The organism is Halobellus salinus, assembly GCF_014646875.1.
GTDB classification, from domain to species: Archaea; Halobacteriota; Halobacteria; order Halobacteriales; family Haloferacaceae; genus Haloquadratum; species Haloquadratum salinum.
The window spans coordinates 1-18786 of sequence record NZ_BMOC01000010.1; the positions used below are offsets into that span (position 1 = coordinate 1).

An 18786-nucleotide genomic window follows, 5' to 3' on the forward strand; every position below is an offset into this window, starting at 1 on the left:
CTCACCCGCTTCAACTACTTTGATTTACCGGCCTATCCCGACGCTGTCTAGTGATTCAATGGAGCCGTGGAGTTAGATATTCACATTCGATATGCCGAGTACAGCACCGCAATAGCCACAAACGTGTGCGTTGGCATTCGTATCTGTTGGTACACCGTCAAACTGAATATCTCCCTTACTCAGGTCTCGCTCACAATAGGGGCAGTGCGTCACAACTGCGCTTTTATGCCGATAATGTAAAAAGACGTTGCTGTCGATGAATTGTCTTTTGACACGTCAACCAGTCTCTGGACTTCTTGAACCAATCCACTTGTGAGTTCCCTGTACCAAACGATTCGTAGCTCCCCTGCAGTGAACAATTCACTCTAAAAATGCTGTAACAAACATCTTAGTAAGTCTTTTAATTATTCTTCATTGAGGCGGCAAAGCAGAATCGACGGACATCATAGAGGTGCGTGAGAACGACGGTTCAACCAATAAGAGATATGCGCTTCTATTCAGGAGTTAGTCCAACGGAATTAGGTGGCTGGGGAGTTCCCGGCCCCTAACACGCCACGGCCAAAGACCGTGAGCGTTGTAGGTGGGCCAACACGGATTTGAACCGTGGACCTCCCGGTTATCAGCCGAGCGCTCAACCTGACTGAGCTATTGGCCCAGGCGAGCGCATCTATGGGTAGTTCGATGAGGATTTTAAGGGTTTCCTTTCAGCAACGCCCGCCATCTAGGAGCCGTACGGATCGAGTAGTCGACCACGACGGTGGTGTTCAGGTGACCCTGTGACCACCTCGAAAGCCCCCGGTCGCTCGCCGTCGCCGGCACTTTGCGCCGGCTGCCGGAGGGACCGCAGGTCCCTCCCCGCCTGCGACTCGCTGCGCTCCTCACTACGTTGCGGTGCTTACGTCGTCTCGGCTGACGAGCGACCGGCCCGTTTCATACTGTCGGCTATAACTCCGTGAAGATTTTCGACACCCCGGGGTGTCGAAATACGTCACGCGACTATAGCCGACAGTATCAGTCCCGCCCATCGGCTGGCTAACCGGCCGTCGCCGGCGGGGACTGAAATGGGCGCTTCGCTGAAGGAAGGCGGGCGGCACAAGCACACGATCGCAGGGAGCGTGCGCAGCGAGCTCCCCGACTCAAGCGAAGCGGGGCTTTCGAGGTGTCTCCAGTCGCACCGCCCTCATCTGAACACTGCCACCACGACGGTCGGTATTATTAACTGTCGTCGCCCGACCGGCCGTACTCCTCGGGATCGAGGTTCACCACGTCGTCGGCTTCGGCGTCGGCGTCGGCGTCGGGAAACCCGCCGACCCAGACGTTGCCGGAGACGAACCCGCCGGTCGCCCGGTCGAGGTACGGCGTCACCACGTACCGCTTCAGCACCGTGCGGATCGGATACCGAGTCACCGGGAGTGCCAGCGCGAACCCGAGCGCGTCGGTCACGATCCCCGGCGTCAGGAGGAACGCCCCCGCCGCGATCAAGAGCCCGCCGTCGAGGAGTTCGTTCGTGGGCACCTCCCCCGTGGCGGCCTTCCGCCGGAGCTTTCCGAGGGTGTGGCGGCCCTCGGCGCGAACCAGGAGCATCCCGACGAGGCCGGTGAGCACGACGAGCAGAACGGTCGGGACGAACCCGATGGCTCCCGCGACCGGGAGCAAAAGCAGGGTATCGACGAGCGGGATCGCCAGCAGGATCGCGATGACCCAGCGTGTGCGCATATCTCGGTTTTGCGGTGGTCGTTCATAGCCCTTGTGTCCCGGTGGGATGTGGGTCGAGCGACGACTGTGGTGAAGGGAACAGGCGGATCCCGAAAGCCCCCGCGTCTCCGCGGGTGTCGGGCCAGCAACCGCAACCCGGGGGTCGCTCGGGACGACGACCCCTCGAAGCCCTTACCCGCCACCGAACCCGAACGGGCGTATGACCGCAGGTCGGACACACGTCGAGTGGCGGGGATGGGGGGCGGCTCCGTTCGAGGAGGCACGCTCGGCCGACAGGCCCGTACTGCTCTCGTTGACCGCCACCTGGTGTGACAGCTGTCACGAGATGGACGGGGAGACCTACGCCGAGCCGCGGATCGCCGCCAACGTCAACGACGGGTTCGTTCCCGTTAGAGTCGACGTCGACCGCCGCCCGCGGATCCGCGAGCGGTACAACATGGGCGGGTTCCCCTCGACGGTCTTCTGTACGCCCGACGGCGACGTCATCACCGGCGCGGGCTACCTCGGCCCCGACGGGATGCGCCAGGTGCTTGACTCCGTCCGCGAGGTGTGGGCCGACCGCGGCGACGACGCCGGTCGGGTGCCGCGGGCGCTCGCCGGCGACCCCACGCCCGGCGGGACCGTCGACGAGCGGATCGAAGAGCACCTCGCGGGGCAACTCGACGAACAGTGGGACGACCGGTTCGGCGGGTGGGGCGACGACGCGAAGTTTCCCCTCCCGCAAACCGTGGAGTTCGCGCTGAAGCGCGACCGACCGAAAGCCACCCAGACACTGCGCGCGATCGCCGAGTCGCTCATCGACCACGACGCCGGCGGGTTCTACCGGTACGCCGCCGCGCGGGACTGGTCGGAGCCCGAGAGGGAGAAGCTCCTGACCGACAACGCCGCCCTGATCCGAGCGTTCGCCAATGGGTACCTCTACACCGGCGAGGAGTCGCTCTTGAATCCCGCTACGGGGGCACAGGAGTTCCTGACCGATCGGCTCTGGAACGGGGCCGCATTCGGGGGAAGCGTCGCCCCGCCCGACGACGACAGCGAGCCCCGCCGCGACCACACCGGGTACGCCGGCGGAAACGCGCTGGCCGCCGAGGCGCTGCTCACGGTCGCGGCCTACACCGACGACGAAGCGTCTCGGGAGTACGCCGAGCGGGTTCTGCGAACGCTCGAGGAGTCATTCGTCGACGACGGCGTCGTGTCACACATCGCGCCAAGCGACGTGGGAGCCGACGACCCGGACCCGCCGGCGGGGCTACTGGAGGACCACGCCCGGGTGATCGCCGCGTTCGCGACGGCCCGACAGGTGCTCGGCCCCGACGCGCTCCCGGTGGATCCGCTGACCGTCGCAGGGACCGTCGCCGACGAAGCGATCGAGACGCTGCAGGAGCCGGCGGGCGCGTTCCGCGACGGACCGCCGCAAGGCGTCGGCCTGGTGTCAGAACCGCTCAGGCCGCTCGACGGGACCGTCGAGGTGGCCGACGCGCTCGTCGACCTCGCTGCAGTGGCCGACGTCGTCGACGACCCCGAGGCCGATAGCGACGGCCACCGGAGCGACGACTACGCCGCCGCCGCCCACGACGCAGTCGCCGCCTTCGCCGGCGCGTGGGACCGGTTCGGGGTCCAGGTCGCGGGGTACGGCTCGGTGGCGTCGCGGCTGACCCGCCCGAACCTCGTCGTTGCCGTCGGTGACGGCGCCGGGAGCGACCTCCACCGCGCCGGGCTCCGGGTCGCAGACCACGAGGCCGTCGTTGTGCCCGCCGCCCCCAACACCCCCGAAGGAGTCGCGACCATCCACCGTGGCGCCGACCGCCGCGACGCGACGGCCCCCGAGGAGCTCCTCGACGCCGTCGCCGCGCTCACCGACGGCTGACACGCGAGCGAGTGAGCCGGAGTGTCGCCACCGGGCGACTCCAGAAATGAACTTCCGACGTGTTTTTTTACCACGGGTGTGGAACGTCGGCCGTGGCTGACCTCAGAGATCTTGGGCTGTCGGAGTACGAGGCGCGGGTGTACCGGTCGCTACTCCGAACCGGTCCGACAACCGCAAAGGAGTTGTCCAAGGCCAGTGACGTGCCGATGGGTCGGATCTACGACGTATTGAACGCGTTGGAGCAACACAGCTTGGTGCGGAGCCAGACCGCTGGCCGGCCGAAAAAGTACGCCGCGGTCGAACCCGACACCGCCTTGGACCGGCTCCTACAGAGCAAGCGCGAGGAGCTCCGAACCCGGATCGACCAGTACGAGGCCGCGGTTGAGGAACTCACTGCGGACCTGGAGGCCACCGCCCCGATCGACGGCCAGTTCTGGACCGCGGCGGTCGGGGCCGAGGCGTCGGTCGACCTCCTGGTCGAGCGGCTGGCGGCGGCCGAACAGTCGCTCGTGGTCGTCGCCGGCGGCGTGTCCCCGCAGTTCGACTTCGGCACGGTCGGCGAGCGGGTCGCCGTTGAGTTGGAGGCGGCGGTTGATCGCGGGGTCGACGTCTCGCTTCTGATGGAGCCGGACCTCATCGCGTTGCTGCCCGCCGGGATCGGGGGCGTGTACACCGAGCGCCTCGCGAACCACGACGCGTTCGTCGCCCGGACGGCGCCAGGGCTTTCGGGAACGTTCGAGCTCATCGACGACGCCGAGGTGTGTATCGAGGTCCCGAACCCGTTAGACCCGGGGGAGGCGTTCGCCGTGATCGACCTGAAGGACCCGGAGTTCGCCGCGAACGTCCGCGGGATGTTTGATCCGAAGTGGGAGGCCGCCGAGCCGCTCCCGTTGTCAGCGCTGGTAGAGGAGTAGGCGTTGACGCGGCCGGCAGTGTGGCCGCCGATCAGATCCGGCCGTCGAGTTCGTCTCGGAGGCGCCCGACCGGCACGTCCCGCTCGGCGTGGGCGTTGTGCTGGTGGATCGACTCGTCGTTCGACTGTTTCATGTGAACGACCGCGTCGTCGGGAAGGTGGTCGAACTCCTCGACCACCTGCTCGGCCATCGACCGGACGCAGTCCTCAACGAACTTCGCGTCCGCGTGTGCGTGGTAGGTCATGTAGTCCTCGTCGGGGCGCTTCGCGAGGTTGTAGATCCGGGCGGACATCGAGTCGCGTGCGATCTCGACGATGTCCATCAGATCCACCTCGGGGGAGCCGTCGGCGGTGACCGTCAGGGTGGCGTGGCCCCGCTGGGAGTGGCCGGGCTGGGGGACCTGTTCGAGGAACTCGTCGATGGTTTCGGCGTCGATGTCGAGATCGCGCAGCACGTCACGGGCGCGGGACGCCGACATACCCTGCGAACAGGGACAGACCGTCATCCCGACGACCTCGGCGCCGATCTCGGCTCTGGTACGTTCCTCGGTCGCCTCCGCGCTGGCGACGATGGTGATCGTACTCTGGCTCGGGAGCTCGCTCGCGGGAGTGTCCTCCCGAACCACGAAGTCCGCGGTCATACGGACCTCGGCGGTCGAGGTGTAGTCGTGTTTCTCTAGGAGCCGCTCGGCGACGTCGCCGCACATGTCCTCAACGCGGTAGGTCGGCTCCGAGACCGCGTCTTCGAGGATCTCGTCGATGACCTGCATGTTCCGGCTCATGTCGATTCCCTTCCGGCCGCTCGGGAGGTCGACGAAGACCTCGAAGTCGGCCATCAGGACAAAGGGTCGCTTGCCGTCACGAGCGATCTTGACGAGTTTGTCGACGTTCGTCACGCCGACCTGACTCAAGCCGACGGAGATGTCGGGCTGGCTCGCCTGTACGTCAGGCAGCTGGTGACTCATCGTGAAACGGGAGGGACCCAGTTTGATTAACGCTTTCGTTAACGGTTCTCGAGAGGGTTGTCGCCGGAGCCGGGGTCGAGCCCGGAGGGTCGTATCGAGAGTCGATACGGAGGTAGTGGAGACGCAGACCGGGGACCGGCGCCACGCCCGCGCCGGCTGGACGCCCGGCGGACGGCGGCGTCAGGGCCAGTCGTCGCGGTCGCTTTCCTTGAAGAGATCCTCGGAGTCGTCGTCGCCGTCCGCGACAGCCCACCCCGCGGCGTCCGCGGCCCGGTCGACGGGGAGATACTCCCACTCGGCTGACTCGGCGGCTGCGGCGTCGTCGTCGGCTGTTCCGACGAGGACGTGCCGGTCGGTGTCGAACTGCTCTTTCACGTTCCCCAGGCTCTCGACGACCCCGCGCGGACCGGAGAAAAAGTCCTGTCTGATCCGGTGTTTCCGGGTGAAGTTGGTCACGACGTACGTGGGTTTTTCGCTCACGACGCCGACATACTCCGTCCACTGCCTGGCGTCGTTGAACACCGCGCCCGGGTCTGCGAGGGTTTGGAGCGCCCCCAACTCGAACGCCAAGGTCATGTCGGCGTCACCGCCGCCCGGGCCGCCACCCGACGAAGCGTCGTTGCTCATACAACCGCTACCGGTCTCCGGACGAAAACAGCATCGGTCTGTGGCGGGGTGTCGCCGCCGCGCGCCCCGTCAGCTCGATCCGGTGCCGGTGCCGGAGTCAGTGCCGGTGCCGGAGTCAGTGCCGGTGCCGGAGTCAGTGCCGGTGCCGGAGTCAGTGCCGGGGGCGAGCGGTGCTATTCGGCCGCGGTCTCGGGGGCGTCGAGGTCGTCGAGCTCGAAGGTCTGCTGCATCAGCACGTCCTTTTGACCCGCGACCCGGCGTCGCTCGCGCATGAGCTGTTTGTACTTCGTCTGCGGCGAGAGGTCGCCGATCAGGACGCCGCCGACGATCCGGCCGTCTTTGAACGCCAGCCGCCGCCACTCGGAATCGGAGTATTTCGCCTCGGCCTCGTCGTCGCCAAGCGTCGGGTGACCGAAGGACAGAAACGGGAAGTCGAAGTGGGTGATCGAATACGACGACACCCACTCGAAGGGTTCGGAGCCGTAGTCGACCATGTTCTGTGCCGCGATCGACCCCTGCTCTTTCGCGGAGCCCCACGCGCCGTTTTGGCCGCGCTCGCCCAGGATGAGATCCTCGAACTCGGTGATGTCGCCCGCGGCGAAGACGTCCTGTTGGTTGGTCTGCATATACTCGTCAACGACGATGCCGTCGTCGACCTCAATGGGTGTGTCTTGGATGATCTCGGTGTTGAAATCCAACCCGATGGCGATCCCGACGAAGTCGGCGTCGTACTCGTCGCCGTTGGGGTCAATTGCCGTCGTCACGCGGCCGCTGTCGTTGACCTCGAAGCGGTCGACGCCCGACTGAAAGACGGGTTCGACGTTGCGTTCCCGGAGCGCGTTGTGGATGATCTCCGCACCCTGCTCCGACAGCGCGTAGCGCCACCAGCAGTTTCCGCGCATCAGATACTTCCCCTCGACGTCCTGGGCGGCCGTGATCGCGGCGAGGTCGATCCCGAGCAGTCCCGCACCCACGACGACGGAGGAGTCGGCCTGTTCGATGTGGGACTTGATCGACCGCGCGTCCTCGAACGTCCAGAAGTGGTGGACGCCGTCGGCGTCGGAGTTCTCGACCGGCAACTGGGTGGGGGTCCCGCCGGCGGCCACGAGCAGTTTGTCCCACTCGTGGACGTCACCCTCGTGGGTCTCGATGGTGTGGGCGTCGACGTCGATGTCCACGACCAGCGTGTCGAGTTCGAGGTCGATATCGCGGTCGGCGTACCACGACTCGTCGTGAATCGAGATGGGCGCCTCCGGGAGCTTCCCTTTGGCGAACTCCTTGATCAGGATCCGGTTGTAGAGGGCCTCGCCCTCGTCAGTAACGACGGTGATGTTGGCATCGGGCTCTTCCTCCCGAAGGGTTTCGGCGGCGGAGCTGCCTGCGACGCCGTCGCCGATGATCACGTACGACTGAGTCATATCCTGCGGTTTGGCTTCGGGGTTAATGTGGATTGCTATACGTGGGTGGACGAGCGTGTGACGAGCGGCCGGCGGGGGCAACGAAACTCAAGCTGTCGGGTGAGACATGTGTGCATTCGACAGCCGCGCGCCGGCGCCGCGGTCGGTGGCCAGTGGTTATACCCGAAACGTGAGGAGAAGGCCCCGCGCTCCGGAGCGGGAAGGTGTCAATCCAGTTTCTCCAAGGCCTCGAAGAAGTCCGAGGCGGGCCCGGCAGTCCGGAGCGGTTCCTCCCCGGCCCTGACGGTCACCTCCGTCGGGACTTCGACCCGCTCGCGGATCCGCCCATCGACAACGACAACCGCTTCCGCGGCGTCCTCAACCGACACCGACACGATCGAGTCGGCGTCAACGACAAGCGGCGGCATCCCGCGTGTGGCCGCCATTCCTGTGACGACAAACCCCGACACCCCCGGGTGGACGAGCGGACCGTCCTCGCTGAGATTGTACGCAGTGCTCCCGGTCGGGGTCGCGATCAACACGCCGTCGGCGTGGCCACGCGAATACGCCGACCCGTCGATCTGAACCGCGAGGTCGGCGCCACCGCCGTGGCCGCGGCGCTGCCCCTGTACCACCACCTCGTTGACCGCCGGCGGGAGCGTCCACCCGTCCCCGTGGGTTGTGAGCCGCGGCCGCGACCGGGTTGGGACCGACCCCGCAGCCTGGAACTGCCGGACCTGCGCCAGCACCGCGTCGACCGCATCGTCCGGGCGGACCGGGTTGAGAAACCCGACTTCGCCCAGGTTGACACCCAGGATGGGCGTGTCACCCGCGCCGTGGGCGGCGAACAGGAACGTGCCGTCGCCTCCGATGCTCACCACCAGGTCGGCGGCGTGAAACTCCCCGACCGGCCGCCCCTCAGCCTCGAACCGCTCGGCGGTCGCGTCATCGAGCCACACCGACACCCCGGCCTCGCGGAGGCGGTCTCGGATGTCGGCCGCCAGCCCGGCGGTTCGGTCGTTACCCCACTGTGCGACGATGGCAACCTGCATTCCCGTAGGGGTTTGCCGCACCCGGTCAAAAGGGCTCGGTCGCGGACCCGGGACAGTCCGGGTCACACGGGCAACATTGATGCCCGCCCCGGCCGTGAACTTGACCACGCGATGGAACGCACCCGGTCGGGCGCGGGGCGAGCAACCCGAATTCAGCGGCACAACCCGGTCGCAGGGGCGGGTGGTTGGCGTGAGTGACGACGACGACTGGTTCGAGCGTGCGCTCCGCGAGGACGACGAGGCGGGTCCCGAGTCGGCGGCGGATTCGAGCGACAGCGAGACCGACACCGCAGAGGAAGCGGCGGCCGGGGAAGACGACGCGCACGACACAGACAGTGCCGGACGCGGCACGCACGGCGAGGGCGGCATCGTCCGTGACGAGGGCGACACGGCTGCAGCGGACCACGACGGCGGGGGCGAGGATAACGTCAGCGATGGGACCACCCACAGCGATGGCGACGACGGCGACAGCCAGTTCGAGCAGGACTTCGAGTCGGCGTTCGAGAACGCCCCCGATCCGGACGTCGGCCGATCACCGACCGGCGGAGGCGGGCGGGGCGGCGGCTCCGACCCGTTCGGTGGCGGGAGTGGCGAAGAGACCGGCTCACCCTTCGGGAGTGGCAACGACGAGTTCGGGTTCGGTGGCGTTGGCGGGGAGGAACCGGCGTCGTTCGACCGGGACGGGGAGTTCGAGTCTGACCTCGACCGGCTCGATATCGGGATCGGAGGGCTGGATCAGATGATCCTCGGCGGCGTGCCCGAGCAGTCGCTGATGGTCGCGATCGGGTCGGCCGGGACCGGGAAGACCACCTTCGGGCTCCAGTTTCTCCACCACGGGCTCACGCAGGGCGAGGATGCAGTCTACATCACCTTAGAGGAGGGGTACGATCGGATTGTGGCGACCGCTGACGAAAAGGGGTGGGGGTTCGGGGAGTACGCGGACGACGACCGGCTGGCGATTATCGACATCGATCCGATCGAGATGGCGAACAGTCTTGACAGCATCCAAAACGACCTCCCGGACCTGATCGAAGCGTTCGGCGCCGACCGGTTGGTACTCGACTCGGTGTCACTGCTCGAGATGATGTACGAGAGCGCGCCGAAGCGGCGGAGCCAGGTGTTCGAGTTCGCGCGGTCGCTCAAAGAGGCGGGGGTCACCACCCTTTTGACGTCGGAGGCGGACCGCGATCACGCGTACGCCTCGCGGTTCGGGATTGTGGAGTACCTCGCCGACGCGGTGTTCGTGCTCCAGTACGTCCGCCCCAGCGACTTCCGGGAGACCCGGCTCGCAATCGAGATCCAGAAGATCCGTGACGCGAACCACTCCCGGGAGACGAAACCATACGACCTGACTAACGAGGGGATCAGTGTCTACCGACAGGCCAACATCTTCTGATCGCCGGTGGCGCCGAGCCATCCAAAAATAAATAGTAATATATATCTAACTTTTTGCTATGTATTCGACCGCTTCCGGAGTCGGTCACATCCGCCCGGCTACTCCGGGATCTACGGCCCGTCATTCCGTCCGTTCTGTCCTCTCTCAACGGTTATGTGGAGTTTTGGGAGGCCGCGTCTGTTGGGGGTTGTCACATCGTCGCTGTGGTTCACCCATCGCTGGGCCGGGGTGGCGGCTGGGATTCTCTATATATATGGGCAGGTTTATACTGTGGCGTCAGCAACCGCGGGTATGGTCGAAACGCGGAAGGTCCAGGTAACCGGTGGTTCGACGTTTACGGTTTCGATTCCGAAAGAGTGGGCGACCGCGAACGACGTCTCGGCCGGGAGCACCGTCGAGTTCTACCCGGAGGGCGACTCGCTTTTTTTGGCTCCAACCGACGGGAAAGAGGATCGAACCGAGGGGACGCTCGACATCACCGACCTCACGAGCGACGAACTGACCCGCGCCGTTATGACGATGTACGTCAGCGGGTTCGACATCATCTCACTCGAGAGCTCTCGGATCACCACAGCCCAGCGTCGGACCGTCCGGGAGGCCACCCAGAGCCTCGTCGGCTTAGAGGTGCTCGAGGAGACCAGAGACGAGGTGGTGATCCGTGACCTGCTGGATTCGGCAGAACTGTCGATTCACACCGCTGTCAGGCGGATGCGCCTCATCTCCCTGTCTATGCTGAGAGACGCCGTTGACGCCCTCGCGGAACTCGATGCCGACATGGCCCGGGACGTGATCCAACGCGACGACGACATTGACAGGCTGTGGATGGTGGTCTCGCGGATCTTCCGGGCGACGCTCCGGACCCCGAAGGCCGCAGAAGAGCTTGGACTCCCCCGCGAGGTGTGTTTCGACTACCAGTCCGCGGCGCGCCAACTCGAACGCGTCGCCGACCACGCCGCGAAGATCGCCCACCTCACGCTGGAGTTCGAGGATCCGGTTCCGGACGAGGTGGTCAACGCGGTCTCGGAGCTCCACAAAGAGGCGCAATCGACGATCGACGGCGGTATGAACGCGCTCCTCGCGGAGGACACCGAGGAGGCCACTCGGTTGGCGAACGAGGCCAGGGAGTCGGTGTACGAGATCAACGAGCGGGCGCGACGGATCGATGAACTCCTTCGCAGTCTCGACCCCGCACGGGCGCACCTGTTGGGGCTCATCGTGGATTCGGTGTCGCGGAGCGCGGACTACGGCGGCAACGTCGCCGAGACCGCGCTGCAGAAGGCGGCGCCGACGCCGTAGGCGTCAGTGCGCGTTGTGCGGAGACCGCTACTCGTCGAGGAGGACAGCGCTGACCTGGCCGGTCTGGCCCGGTCGCGAGGTCACGCGCGCCCGACCCTCGGTGGTCTCAACGATGGCGCCTTTCGTGACGATGTTCCGGCGGACGTAGTTGACGTTTGCGGGGTTCTCGACCACGTCTTCGATCGTCGCGGTCGTCACATCGCCGTCGTCTGCGACCTGGGCGGTGTCCGTCGAGAGCGCGCGGACCTTCGTCCCGGTCCCGCGGGCGTCAACCACCTGGAACCGTGGTTCCCCGACGGTGGTCTCCGATGGTTCGCGGCCGAGTTGGTGGCGGGTTTTCTTGTGCGACCGGCGGCGGCGGCCCCCAGTGCGTTTCCGTTTTGAGCGTCCCTGATCCTTCATACGGAGCCTTCGACGCGGTGAGTACTTGAATGACTCGAAGGAGCCGCGGCCGGATGGCGTGTGGTTGCGACTCGGGAGCTAACGGCGAAATGGAAGCAGCCGTCCGGGAACAGCCCGGACGGCCGCTGCCGCCCTGAATTGGTCCCCGCTGACGCTTCGGCCCTCCAGACGAAGCGTCACGTGACACAAACAACGGGGTTCACTTAATTGTGCCGCAGGCGGAAACGAGTGTCGTCACTCGGGCCGTTCCCACCGGAACAACCGACACGAGCCGCTTTTGACGCTACGATCCCTATGGGATGGTAATGAGCGAGTCCGACACCATCGAGCGGGCCCGGCGCGCCGCCGGGGCGAACGAGTCGTTCGAGCCGAGCGAGGACGGCACCTACGCGGTGAGGACGACGGCGTTCGAGGGGAGTGTCGAGATCGATGCTGACGGGGGAGCCGTGGTGTTCAACGTCACCGTGGCCGTGCCGATGCTTGACGCCGTGACCGAGGACGCGGTCGCGCCGGTTGTCGAGGAGGGGTGGTTCGAGACGTTCGAGCTCCGGATCGGCGACGTCGACGGCGCGATCCGCGGCGACGACGGGAGCGTGTCGGTCAGCCAGGACGGCGACGAGGCGGTCGTAGCGGTCGAACTCCGGGACCTTGACGCGACTCGAGCGGCCGCCGACGCAGTCGCGGTCGTGGAGTACGTCGAGGGGACCTACGTTGAGGGCATCGTTCCCGGGTACGAGTACACCGAGCCGGTGACGCTTCTGGTCCGGCAGGCGACCGACGCCGCCGGCGGCAGCGAGGGCGGGACGCCCTTGTAGGCGGCCGGGGCTAGTCCATCGCGATGTAGGTCCGGGTGTCTTCGATCCCGACCATCTCGTGAATCGACGCGGCGACCGCCTTGACGTCGCTCGGGCCGTCGACGCGGAGCTTCACGATGTAGTCGATGTCGCCAGCGACGACGCTGACACCCTCAACTGTGTCGTCGGCCGCTGCCATCTCGCGTTTCAGTCGGCCGACGTCGCCGCTGGACGCTTTCACCATCACGTAGGCGGTGATCATCAGGCCGTCCCCCCTTCTGGCGCGAGCGTTTCGCCGACGATCAGCTGTCTGGCTTCCTCCAGAACATCGAAGTCCGCGAGGACGGCCAACCGGTCGCCGACCGCCAAGGTGTCGTCGGACAGCGGCAGCCCCATCGATTCCTCAGCCTTCCCGAACGCGATGATGGTGGCGTTGGCGGGAAGTTGGACCTCCTCGATCGTGTAGCCCCGCATCGGTGACGCCTCGGTCACGGTCATGAGGACCACCTGAAGATGCTGGGCGACGTCGGCAATCGCGCGGATCGACCCGCCGAGGAGCGCGTTCTTTGCGCCGATCGCACCGAGGCGCTCGGGGTAGACCACCTCATCAACCTCGTCGGCGTACGCCTGGTAGACCCCTTCGCGGTAGTCCTCGTCGACCCGGAGAACGGTCCACGTCCGGTTGTGCTTCGCGATCGAACACGCCGCAAAGTTGACATTCAGGTCGCTCGTGAGCGCCCCGAGCCCGTCGGCGTCCTCGATTCCGGCCTCGCGGAGGACCTCCTCCCGAGAGCCGTCGCCGTGTATCACCTCAAAGCCGGCGTCGCGGGCGTGTTCGACCCGGTCGCGGTCGAGTTCGACCAGCGTGACCTGGTGCCCTTCCTCCCGCAGGACACGGGCCGTCCGGAGTCCGACACGACCTGCACCAATGATAACGAACCGCATACGACGTGGTACGCCGGCGGGTGTCAATAATGTTTCTCCGGGCGGTCGTCGGGTCGTTGACCGCGGCCGCCAGCGTCGGTGGAACCGAACGACGGCGCAAACTCTATGCCGTGGTGTCACGTACCGCGGTGTATGGTTCACGCGTTCGTGATGATCGAGACCGGACCGGGCGAGTCCGAGGGGCTCTTGGAGACGGTCCGAGCGCTCGACTCCGTGGTTGAGGCGCACGTCGTCGCCGGTGGATACGACATCGTCGCTGAGGCCGACGCTGCGGAGGTGTACGAGGTGCTCAGCACTGCCTCGACAGGGATTCGGAACCTCGAATCGGTGATGGACACCAAAACGTACATCGCGATGGACGAGTAGCGGACCGAAGCCGAACGCGTAAAGTTCTCCGCACCCGTACGCAGCATATGGTATCGGTCGTCGGACTCGTTGCGTTCGGGGTCGTCCTCCTGGTACACACCCTGCTCGCGGCGGTGACGACCCGGTTTTTCCGGCTCCGGCTCGAGACACAGTGGGGGTACGTCGTGTACTCGTTTCTGGCCATCCCGGTGGTGCTTCTCGCGACCTCGTTGGTTTTTTTTGGGGTGCTGGGGATCGACGGCGGACTCGACCTGCGACCGCCGGCGTTTCTCGGGGTCGCAGTCGGACTCCCTCTGGCGCTGGGGTTCACCATCGACACGCTCTACGTGCCCGCACCAGAGGAGTACGACCTGCCCGAACGGACGTAGCACCCGGCTCGAACGGGTGCGGTCCGCGTGCGACCGAACGCTGTGGACCGCCCGCGCCCGGCTACGCGCCGTCGACCAACCGTTCGACGTGACGTTCGACCGCGTCGACGACAGTTGATTCGGATCGGGTGGCGTCGACGCGCACGAACCGGTCGGGGTCAGCGTCGATCAGCCGCTCGTAGTTCTCCCGGACGTCTTCGAGGTAGGCGGCGCGCTCGAACTTGTTGGTTGCGCCCGCCCGCGCGGCAGCGGTCTCGGGGTCGATATCGAGGTAGATCGTCGCGTCCGGGGGTCGCGAGAACGGCTCGTGGACCGCCCGGATGTAGGAGAGGGGGTCGCGGTCGTCGGCGAGTCGAGAGTCCGACAACGACGCCGCTTGGTAGGCCAGCCGCGAGTCGGAGTAGCGGTCCGAGACCACCACCGACCCCGCCGCAAGCGCGGGGCGGATCACTCGCGAGAGGTGATCGGCGTGGTCGGCGGTGAACAGAAACAACTCCGCAAGCGGGTCGGCGTCGTCGTCACCCATCGACCGGGCGACGGCGTCGCCGTACCGCGAACTAGTCGGCTCCCGGGTGAAGGTCACGTCGGGGTGCGACCCCGCGAGCGCCTCCCACGCGGTGGTCTTGCCGCTACCGTCCAGCCCTTCCAGCGTGAGGAGCATACTCCTACGTGGCGGGTGTGCGAGTAAAACCTCACGAAGCCGCGCGGAGTGTTGTGACCGGTCGCCGGTCATCGCGGGGGACGGGGCCGGTGGTGACCGGCAACGGACCACGGCCGGCCGTATCAGGCGTCGACCTCGCGGCAGTTACTTTTACGTCGTCGCGGGGTGGCTTCAGACGTATGAGAGTGCTCGTTGTCGGCGGCACCGGATTCATCGGAACCTCCCTCTGTTCGGAGTTGAAACACCGCGGCCACAACGTGACCGCGATGTCGCGCAACCCGGGCGGGGGCGACCTGCCCGACGGCGTGAACAAGGCGATGGGCGATGTGACCGACTACGGTTCCATCAGCGGGGCGTTCGAGGGGATGGACGCCGTGTACAACCTCGTGGCGCTGTCACCACTGTTCAAGCCCAGTGGCGGCGACACGATGCACGACCGGATCCACCGACAGGGGACTGAAAACGTCGTCCGTGCCGCCGAGGACCACGGTGTCGATCGACTCGTCCAGATGAGCGCGCTGGGCGCCGACCCCGACGGGGGGACGGCGTATATCCGCTCGAAGGGGCGGGCTGAAGCGACCGTCACCGGCGCCGATCTCAAGTACACCGTTTTCCGCCCGTCGGTCGTCTTCGGCGACGGCGGTGAGTTCGTCTCCTTCACGAAACTGCTCGCGCCGCCGTACGTCAGCGCGCTCCCCGGCGGCGGCAAAACCCGGTTCCAGCCGATCTGGGTTGGCGACCTCGTCCCGATGCTGGCTGACGCTATCGGCTCCGAGGAGCACGCGGGTGAGACCTACGAGATCGGCGGCCCCGACAAACTCACGCTCGCAGAGATCGCCCGCCTGATCCACCGCTCGGACGGCCGGTCGACCACCGTGGTTCCGGTACCGATGGCGCTCGCGAAACTCGGATTGAGCGTTGGCGACCTGATCCCGGGGTTCCCGATGGGGAAAGACCAGTACCGGTCGCTGCGGTTCGACAACGTCACCGACGACAACGATACCGGAGAATTCGGCGTCGGAACGAGCGAGCTCACAACGCTCAAGGCGTATCTCAGCGGCCGAACCGGAGGGACAGCCGACGCCGCCGCAACGTCGTAGGCGCCGGGGATGTGGGGTACGGACGGGCCGCGGGTCGACAACCGTGACGACGCGTGGTCGGTCAACCCGTGAGGTGGACCAACACCCCGTTGCGCATACCCGATATAAACAGCGTCTGACGCAGGTCTGACCGGAGCGGAATCGGAGAGAACCACCCTGTCGCAGTAGTGCAGTTTCCGGGTTTGCGCCGCGAATGCGCGGTTTTCACACCATCACAAGGTTTATGTCCGCGTTACTACTGGCATATACCCAATGGAGAGGGGACCCGACATATGAAACTCGCAATGGTCGGTTTCGGGCAGGCCGGGGGAAAGATCGTCGACAAGTTCCTCGAGTACGATCAGAAACACGGATCGGGAATCGTTCGTGACGCGATCGCGGTGAACACCGCGAAGGCCGACCTGATGGGACTACAGCACATCCCTGACAACGATCAAAAGCGGGTCCTCATCGGCCAGTCGCGGGTGAAAGGCCACGGGGTCGGCGCGGACAACGAACTCGGCGCGGAGGTCGCCGAGGAAGACATCGACGAGATCCAAGGCGCGATCGACAGCGTGCCCGTCCACGAGGTCGATGCGTTCCTCATCGTAGCCGGCCTCGGGGGCGGGACCGGCAGCGGGGGGTCGCCCGTGCTCGCGAAACACCTCCAGCACATCTACACCGAACCCGTCTACGGTCTCGGCGTGCTGCCCGGCAGCGACGAGGGAGGGATCTACACGCTTAACGCCGCGCGGTCGTTTCAGACGTTCGTTCGGGAGGTCGACAACCTGCTGGTCTTCGACAACGACGCGTGGCGGAAGACCGGCGAGTCGGTCCAGGGCGGCTACGACGAGATCAACGAGGAGATCGTCACCCGATTCGGCGTGCTCTTCGGTGCGGGCGAGATCGGCCAGGGCGGTGAGGTGGCCGAAAGCGTTGTCGACTCCTCGGAGATCATCAACACCCTCGAGGGTGGTGGGGTCTCCACGATCGGGTACGCCTCGGAGACGGTCGAGACCAGTTCCTCCGGTGGCGGCTTCCTCTCCCGGATCACCGGTGGCAACGACACCGACGACCTCGACACCACCCACACCACGAACCGGATCACCTCTCTCGTACGGAAGGCCGCCCTCGGCCGCCTGACCCTCCCGTGTGAGATCGAGGGGTCCGAGCGTGCGCTGTTGGTTCTTGCGGGTCCGCCACAGCATCTCAACCGGAAGGGAATAGAGCGCGGCCGGAAGTGGATCGAAGAGCAGACCGGAAGCATGGAGGTCCGGGGCGGCGACTACCCTATCACCAGCTCTGGCCGCGTTGCGTCGGTTGTCCTGCTTTCGGGCGTCACCAACGTGCCGCGGATCAAGGAGCTCCAGCAGGTCGCGATCGAGGCGCAAGACAACATCGACGACATCAGACAGGAAAGCGAAGACAACCTTGACGATCTCATCAACGATGACGAAGACGAGCTGGAGTCGCTTTTTTAAGATCGCGGTGGTCTGTCTCCTGGGCCTCTCGGTGGCTTCGGTCCCCGCTGCCGGCGTTTCGGTCGGCGACTCGACAGTCACGAGCGACGCGGCGGTCGGCGAGCAGGTCACGGCAACGGTCACGCTGACCGAACCGTACCAGAACCCCTCCCTGGAGGCGTGGACGCTCGAGGGCGAGACCGAACTCACCGACGTGACGTGGACGGTGGAATACTACGACCAGACCGGCGCGAGGGTGAACCAACAGTCGTTCGACGGCCAGTCGTTCTCCGGTGCGAACATCGCCGCCGAGGACGGAACCAGCGAGGTCCAGGTCCGGATCACCGGAACAGTTCCCGCGGTGACGGAGTACTCCTACGACCCGGCGCAGTCGTTCATAGTGCTGGATCTGACCCAGGCCCGTGAAGGGGGGTCGAGCAACGACATCGACTCGTGGTCTGCGACCCACTACACCGAGGAGAGCCGCGAGGCGCGGAACGAGATCGACGACGCCGCCGCGGCGATTGAGGGTGTCGACTCCCGGGAAGCCGGTGAGGATCTCCAGAGCGCGATCGAGGCGTACAACGGCGGCGGCGAGGAGTTTTCGCTCGCGGTCGACCTCGCGAACCGAGCACAGGAGACGGCCGATCAGACCCAGCAGTCGAACCGGCTGGTCCGGTTCGCGTTGTACGGCGCCGGTGCGCTGGTCGTGGTTGGGGTGTTGATCGGCGGGTTCCTCTACTGGCGGTCCCAACAGGACGGCCCGGACAGGCTGGGCTGAACGGCCCGATGCGCGTTGTCATCCCGTACACCGACCGCGACCCGAAGAGTCGGTTAGCCCCCGTGCTCTCGGAACCGGAGCGTCGCGCCTTCGCGCGTGTGATGCTCGGCGACGTCGTCGCGGTCGTCCGGGACGCGGGCCACGAACCCGAACTCCTGGTTCCGGCGCCGATCGACTTCGCGGACGCGGACACGGCTGTCGGCGTCGACGGCGTGCCGACAACTGTCGACGACCGAGCGCTGACGCCCGCCGTTGACGCCGTTCTCGACCGGCTCGGCGAGGGCGTCGCCGAGGTGGGGATCGTGATGGCGGATCTGGCGCTTGCGACCCCGGCGGCGCTCCGCCGGCTTACGGCTGTCGGCGGCGAGGTCGGGATCGCGCCGGGGCGCGGGGGCGGCACCAACGCGTTGGTGGTTCGTGAGCCGTCATTCTCGGTGGACTACCACGGCGCGTCGTACCGGGATCACCGCGAGGCAGCCGCGACGGCGGGCGTGTCGGTCGGCGTCGTGGACTCAATGCGGCTCGCGACCGACATCGACGAGCCGGCGGATCTTGCGGAGGTGCTGCTCCACGGTGACGGACGCGCCCGCGGGTGGCTGGTCGACGCCGGGGTCGAACTCGACGCCTCCGGTGGTCGCGTCGGGGTGCGGCGAGGTTGACAGGCGGTAGCCGAGCCGGGATCCGGTACCACGACAGTTTTT

The 18786-nt window shown here is 66.2% G+C and carries 20 protein-coding genes and 1 tRNA gene; 11 read left to right on the forward strand and 10 right to left on the reverse strand.

Annotated elements, in window-relative coordinates; genetic code table 11:
- Positions 1–581: 581 nt before the first annotated feature.
- Together IEX72_RS08770 and IEX72_RS08775 are read right to left on the reverse strand one after the other, a co-directional pair.
- Positions 582–655 (reverse strand) — tRNA-Ile (locus IEX72_RS08770).
- A gap of 560 nt (positions 656–1215) precedes the next feature.
- On the reverse strand, positions 1216–1716 hold the full coding sequence (locus IEX72_RS08775; protein ID WP_188787009.1) for an FxsA family protein: 501 nt from the start codon (positions 1714–1716) through the stop codon (positions 1216–1218).
- 199 nt (positions 1717–1915) lie between these two features.
- Here IEX72_RS08775 and IEX72_RS08780 point away from each other — a divergent pair, with 199 nt between their 5' ends.
- Both IEX72_RS08780 and IEX72_RS08785 read left to right on the forward strand, forming a co-directional pair.
- Positions 1916–3583 carry a DUF255 domain-containing protein gene (locus IEX72_RS08780; protein WP_188787010.1) on the forward strand — a complete coding sequence of 556 codons (1668 nt, stop codon included), beginning with the start codon at positions 1916–1918 and terminating at the stop codon, positions 3581–3583.
- Positions 3584–3675: 92 nt separating this feature from the next.
- Positions 3676–4497 carry a TrmB family transcriptional regulator gene (locus IEX72_RS08785; RefSeq protein WP_188787011.1) on the forward strand — a complete coding sequence of 274 codons (822 nt, stop codon included), beginning with the start codon at positions 3676–3678 and terminating at the stop codon, positions 4495–4497.
- A gap of 31 nt (positions 4498–4528) precedes the next feature.
- Here the strand turns inward: IEX72_RS08785 and mptA are convergent, their stop codons facing one another.
- From mptA to IEX72_RS08805, 4 genes are all read right to left on the reverse strand, one after another.
- Entirely contained in the window at positions 4529–5461 is a 933-nt protein-coding gene (gene mptA, locus IEX72_RS08790) for a GTP cyclohydrolase MptA (protein ID WP_188787012.1), read from the reverse strand.
- Positions 5462–5641: 180 nt separating this feature from the next.
- The gene (locus IEX72_RS08795; protein WP_188787013.1) at positions 5642–6088 is read right to left on the reverse strand and encodes a DUF7124 domain-containing protein; all 447 of its coding nucleotides are present in this window, start codon (positions 6086–6088) and stop codon (positions 5642–5644) included.
- A 173-nt stretch (positions 6089–6261) separates the two neighbouring features.
- Positions 6262–7506, reverse strand: coding sequence for an NAD(P)/FAD-dependent oxidoreductase (locus IEX72_RS08800; protein WP_188787014.1), 1245 nt, complete (start codon positions 7504–7506; stop codon positions 6262–6264).
- 206 nt (positions 7507–7712) lie between these two features.
- Positions 7713–8537: an NAD(+)/NADH kinase gene (locus tag IEX72_RS08805; protein ID WP_188787015.1), complete on the reverse strand. Its 825-nt coding sequence runs from the start codon at positions 8535–8537 to the stop codon at positions 7713–7715.
- Between the two features lie 190 nt (positions 8538–8727).
- On the opposite strand from IEX72_RS08805, the gene IEX72_RS08810 reads away from it, so the two are divergent.
- Together IEX72_RS08810 and IEX72_RS08815 are read left to right on the forward strand one after the other, a co-directional pair.
- A complete protein-coding gene (locus tag IEX72_RS08810) occupies positions 8728–9933 on the forward strand; it encodes a KaiC domain-containing protein (RefSeq protein ID WP_229663801.1) in 1206 nt (401 codons plus the stop codon).
- A 291-nt stretch (positions 9934–10224) separates the two neighbouring features.
- Positions 10225–11229: a phosphate uptake regulator PhoU gene (locus IEX72_RS08815; protein WP_188787017.1), complete on the forward strand. Its 1005-nt coding sequence runs from the start codon at positions 10225–10227 to the stop codon at positions 11227–11229.
- Positions 11230–11256: 27 nt separating this feature from the next.
- On the opposite strand, the gene IEX72_RS08820 is transcribed toward IEX72_RS08815, so the two are convergent.
- Complete coding sequence (locus IEX72_RS08820) at positions 11257–11631, reverse strand: 30S ribosomal protein S8e (protein ID WP_188787018.1); 375 nt, start codon at positions 11629–11631, stop codon at positions 11257–11259.
- A 305-nt stretch (positions 11632–11936) separates the two neighbouring features.
- Between IEX72_RS08820 and IEX72_RS08825 the strand changes: the two genes are divergently transcribed.
- Positions 11937–12446, forward strand: coding sequence for a DUF5813 family protein (locus IEX72_RS08825; protein ID WP_188787019.1), 510 nt, complete (start codon positions 11937–11939; stop codon positions 12444–12446).
- A 10-nt stretch (positions 12447–12456) separates the two neighbouring features.
- Here the strand turns inward: IEX72_RS08825 and IEX72_RS08830 are convergent, their stop codons facing one another.
- Together IEX72_RS08830 and IEX72_RS08835 are read right to left on the reverse strand one after the other, a co-directional pair.
- Positions 12457–12687 (reverse strand): Lrp/AsnC ligand binding domain-containing protein, encoded by a 231-nt coding sequence (locus IEX72_RS08830; RefSeq protein WP_188787020.1) that lies wholly within the window; start codon positions 12685–12687, stop codon positions 12457–12459.
- Complete coding sequence (locus tag IEX72_RS08835; RefSeq protein WP_188787021.1) at positions 12687–13370, reverse strand: potassium channel family protein; 684 nt, start codon at positions 13368–13370, stop codon at positions 12687–12689. Before IEX72_RS08835 ends, IEX72_RS08830 begins: the two co-directional genes overlap by 1 nt.
- A 132-nt stretch (positions 13371–13502) precedes the next feature.
- Between IEX72_RS08835 and IEX72_RS08840 the strand changes: the two genes are divergently transcribed.
- Both IEX72_RS08840 and IEX72_RS08845 read left to right on the forward strand, forming a co-directional pair.
- Positions 13503–13736 carry an Lrp/AsnC ligand binding domain-containing protein gene (locus IEX72_RS08840; RefSeq protein ID WP_188787022.1) on the forward strand — a complete coding sequence of 78 codons (234 nt, stop codon included), beginning with the start codon at positions 13503–13505 and terminating at the stop codon, positions 13734–13736.
- A 47-nt stretch (positions 13737–13783) separates the two neighbouring features.
- Complete coding sequence (locus tag IEX72_RS08845) at positions 13784–14104, forward strand: hypothetical protein (RefSeq protein ID WP_188787023.1); 321 nt, start codon at positions 13784–13786, stop codon at positions 14102–14104.
- Between the two features lie 61 nt (positions 14105–14165).
- On the opposite strand, the gene tmk is transcribed toward IEX72_RS08845, so the two are convergent.
- Complete coding sequence (tmk, locus tag IEX72_RS08850; RefSeq protein ID WP_188787024.1) at positions 14166–14765, reverse strand: dTMP kinase; 600 nt, start codon at positions 14763–14765, stop codon at positions 14166–14168.
- Positions 14766–14944: 179 nt separating this feature from the next.
- On the opposite strand from tmk, the gene IEX72_RS08855 reads away from it, so the two are divergent.
- The 4 genes from IEX72_RS08855 (at position 14945) to cofC (ending at position 18744) form a co-directional block, all read left to right on the forward strand.
- Positions 14945–15865 (forward strand): complex I NDUFA9 subunit family protein, encoded by a 921-nt coding sequence (locus tag IEX72_RS08855; RefSeq protein WP_188787025.1) that lies wholly within the window; start codon positions 14945–14947, stop codon positions 15863–15865.
- A 272-nt stretch (positions 15866–16137) separates the two neighbouring features.
- Complete coding sequence (locus tag IEX72_RS08860) at positions 16138–17325, forward strand: tubulin/FtsZ family protein (protein ID WP_188787026.1); 1188 nt, start codon at positions 16138–16140, stop codon at positions 17323–17325.
- Positions 17294–18085, forward strand: coding sequence for a hypothetical protein (locus IEX72_RS08865; protein ID WP_188787027.1), 792 nt, complete (start codon positions 17294–17296; stop codon positions 18083–18085). The genes IEX72_RS08860 and IEX72_RS08865 overlap by 32 nt, the downstream gene beginning before the upstream one ends.
- 8 nt (positions 18086–18093) lie before the next feature.
- Positions 18094–18744, forward strand: a complete 651-nt coding sequence (gene cofC / locus IEX72_RS08870) for a 2-phospho-L-lactate guanylyltransferase (RefSeq protein WP_188787028.1) — start codon at positions 18094–18096, stop codon at positions 18742–18744.
- Positions 18745–18786 lie beyond the last annotated feature (42 nt).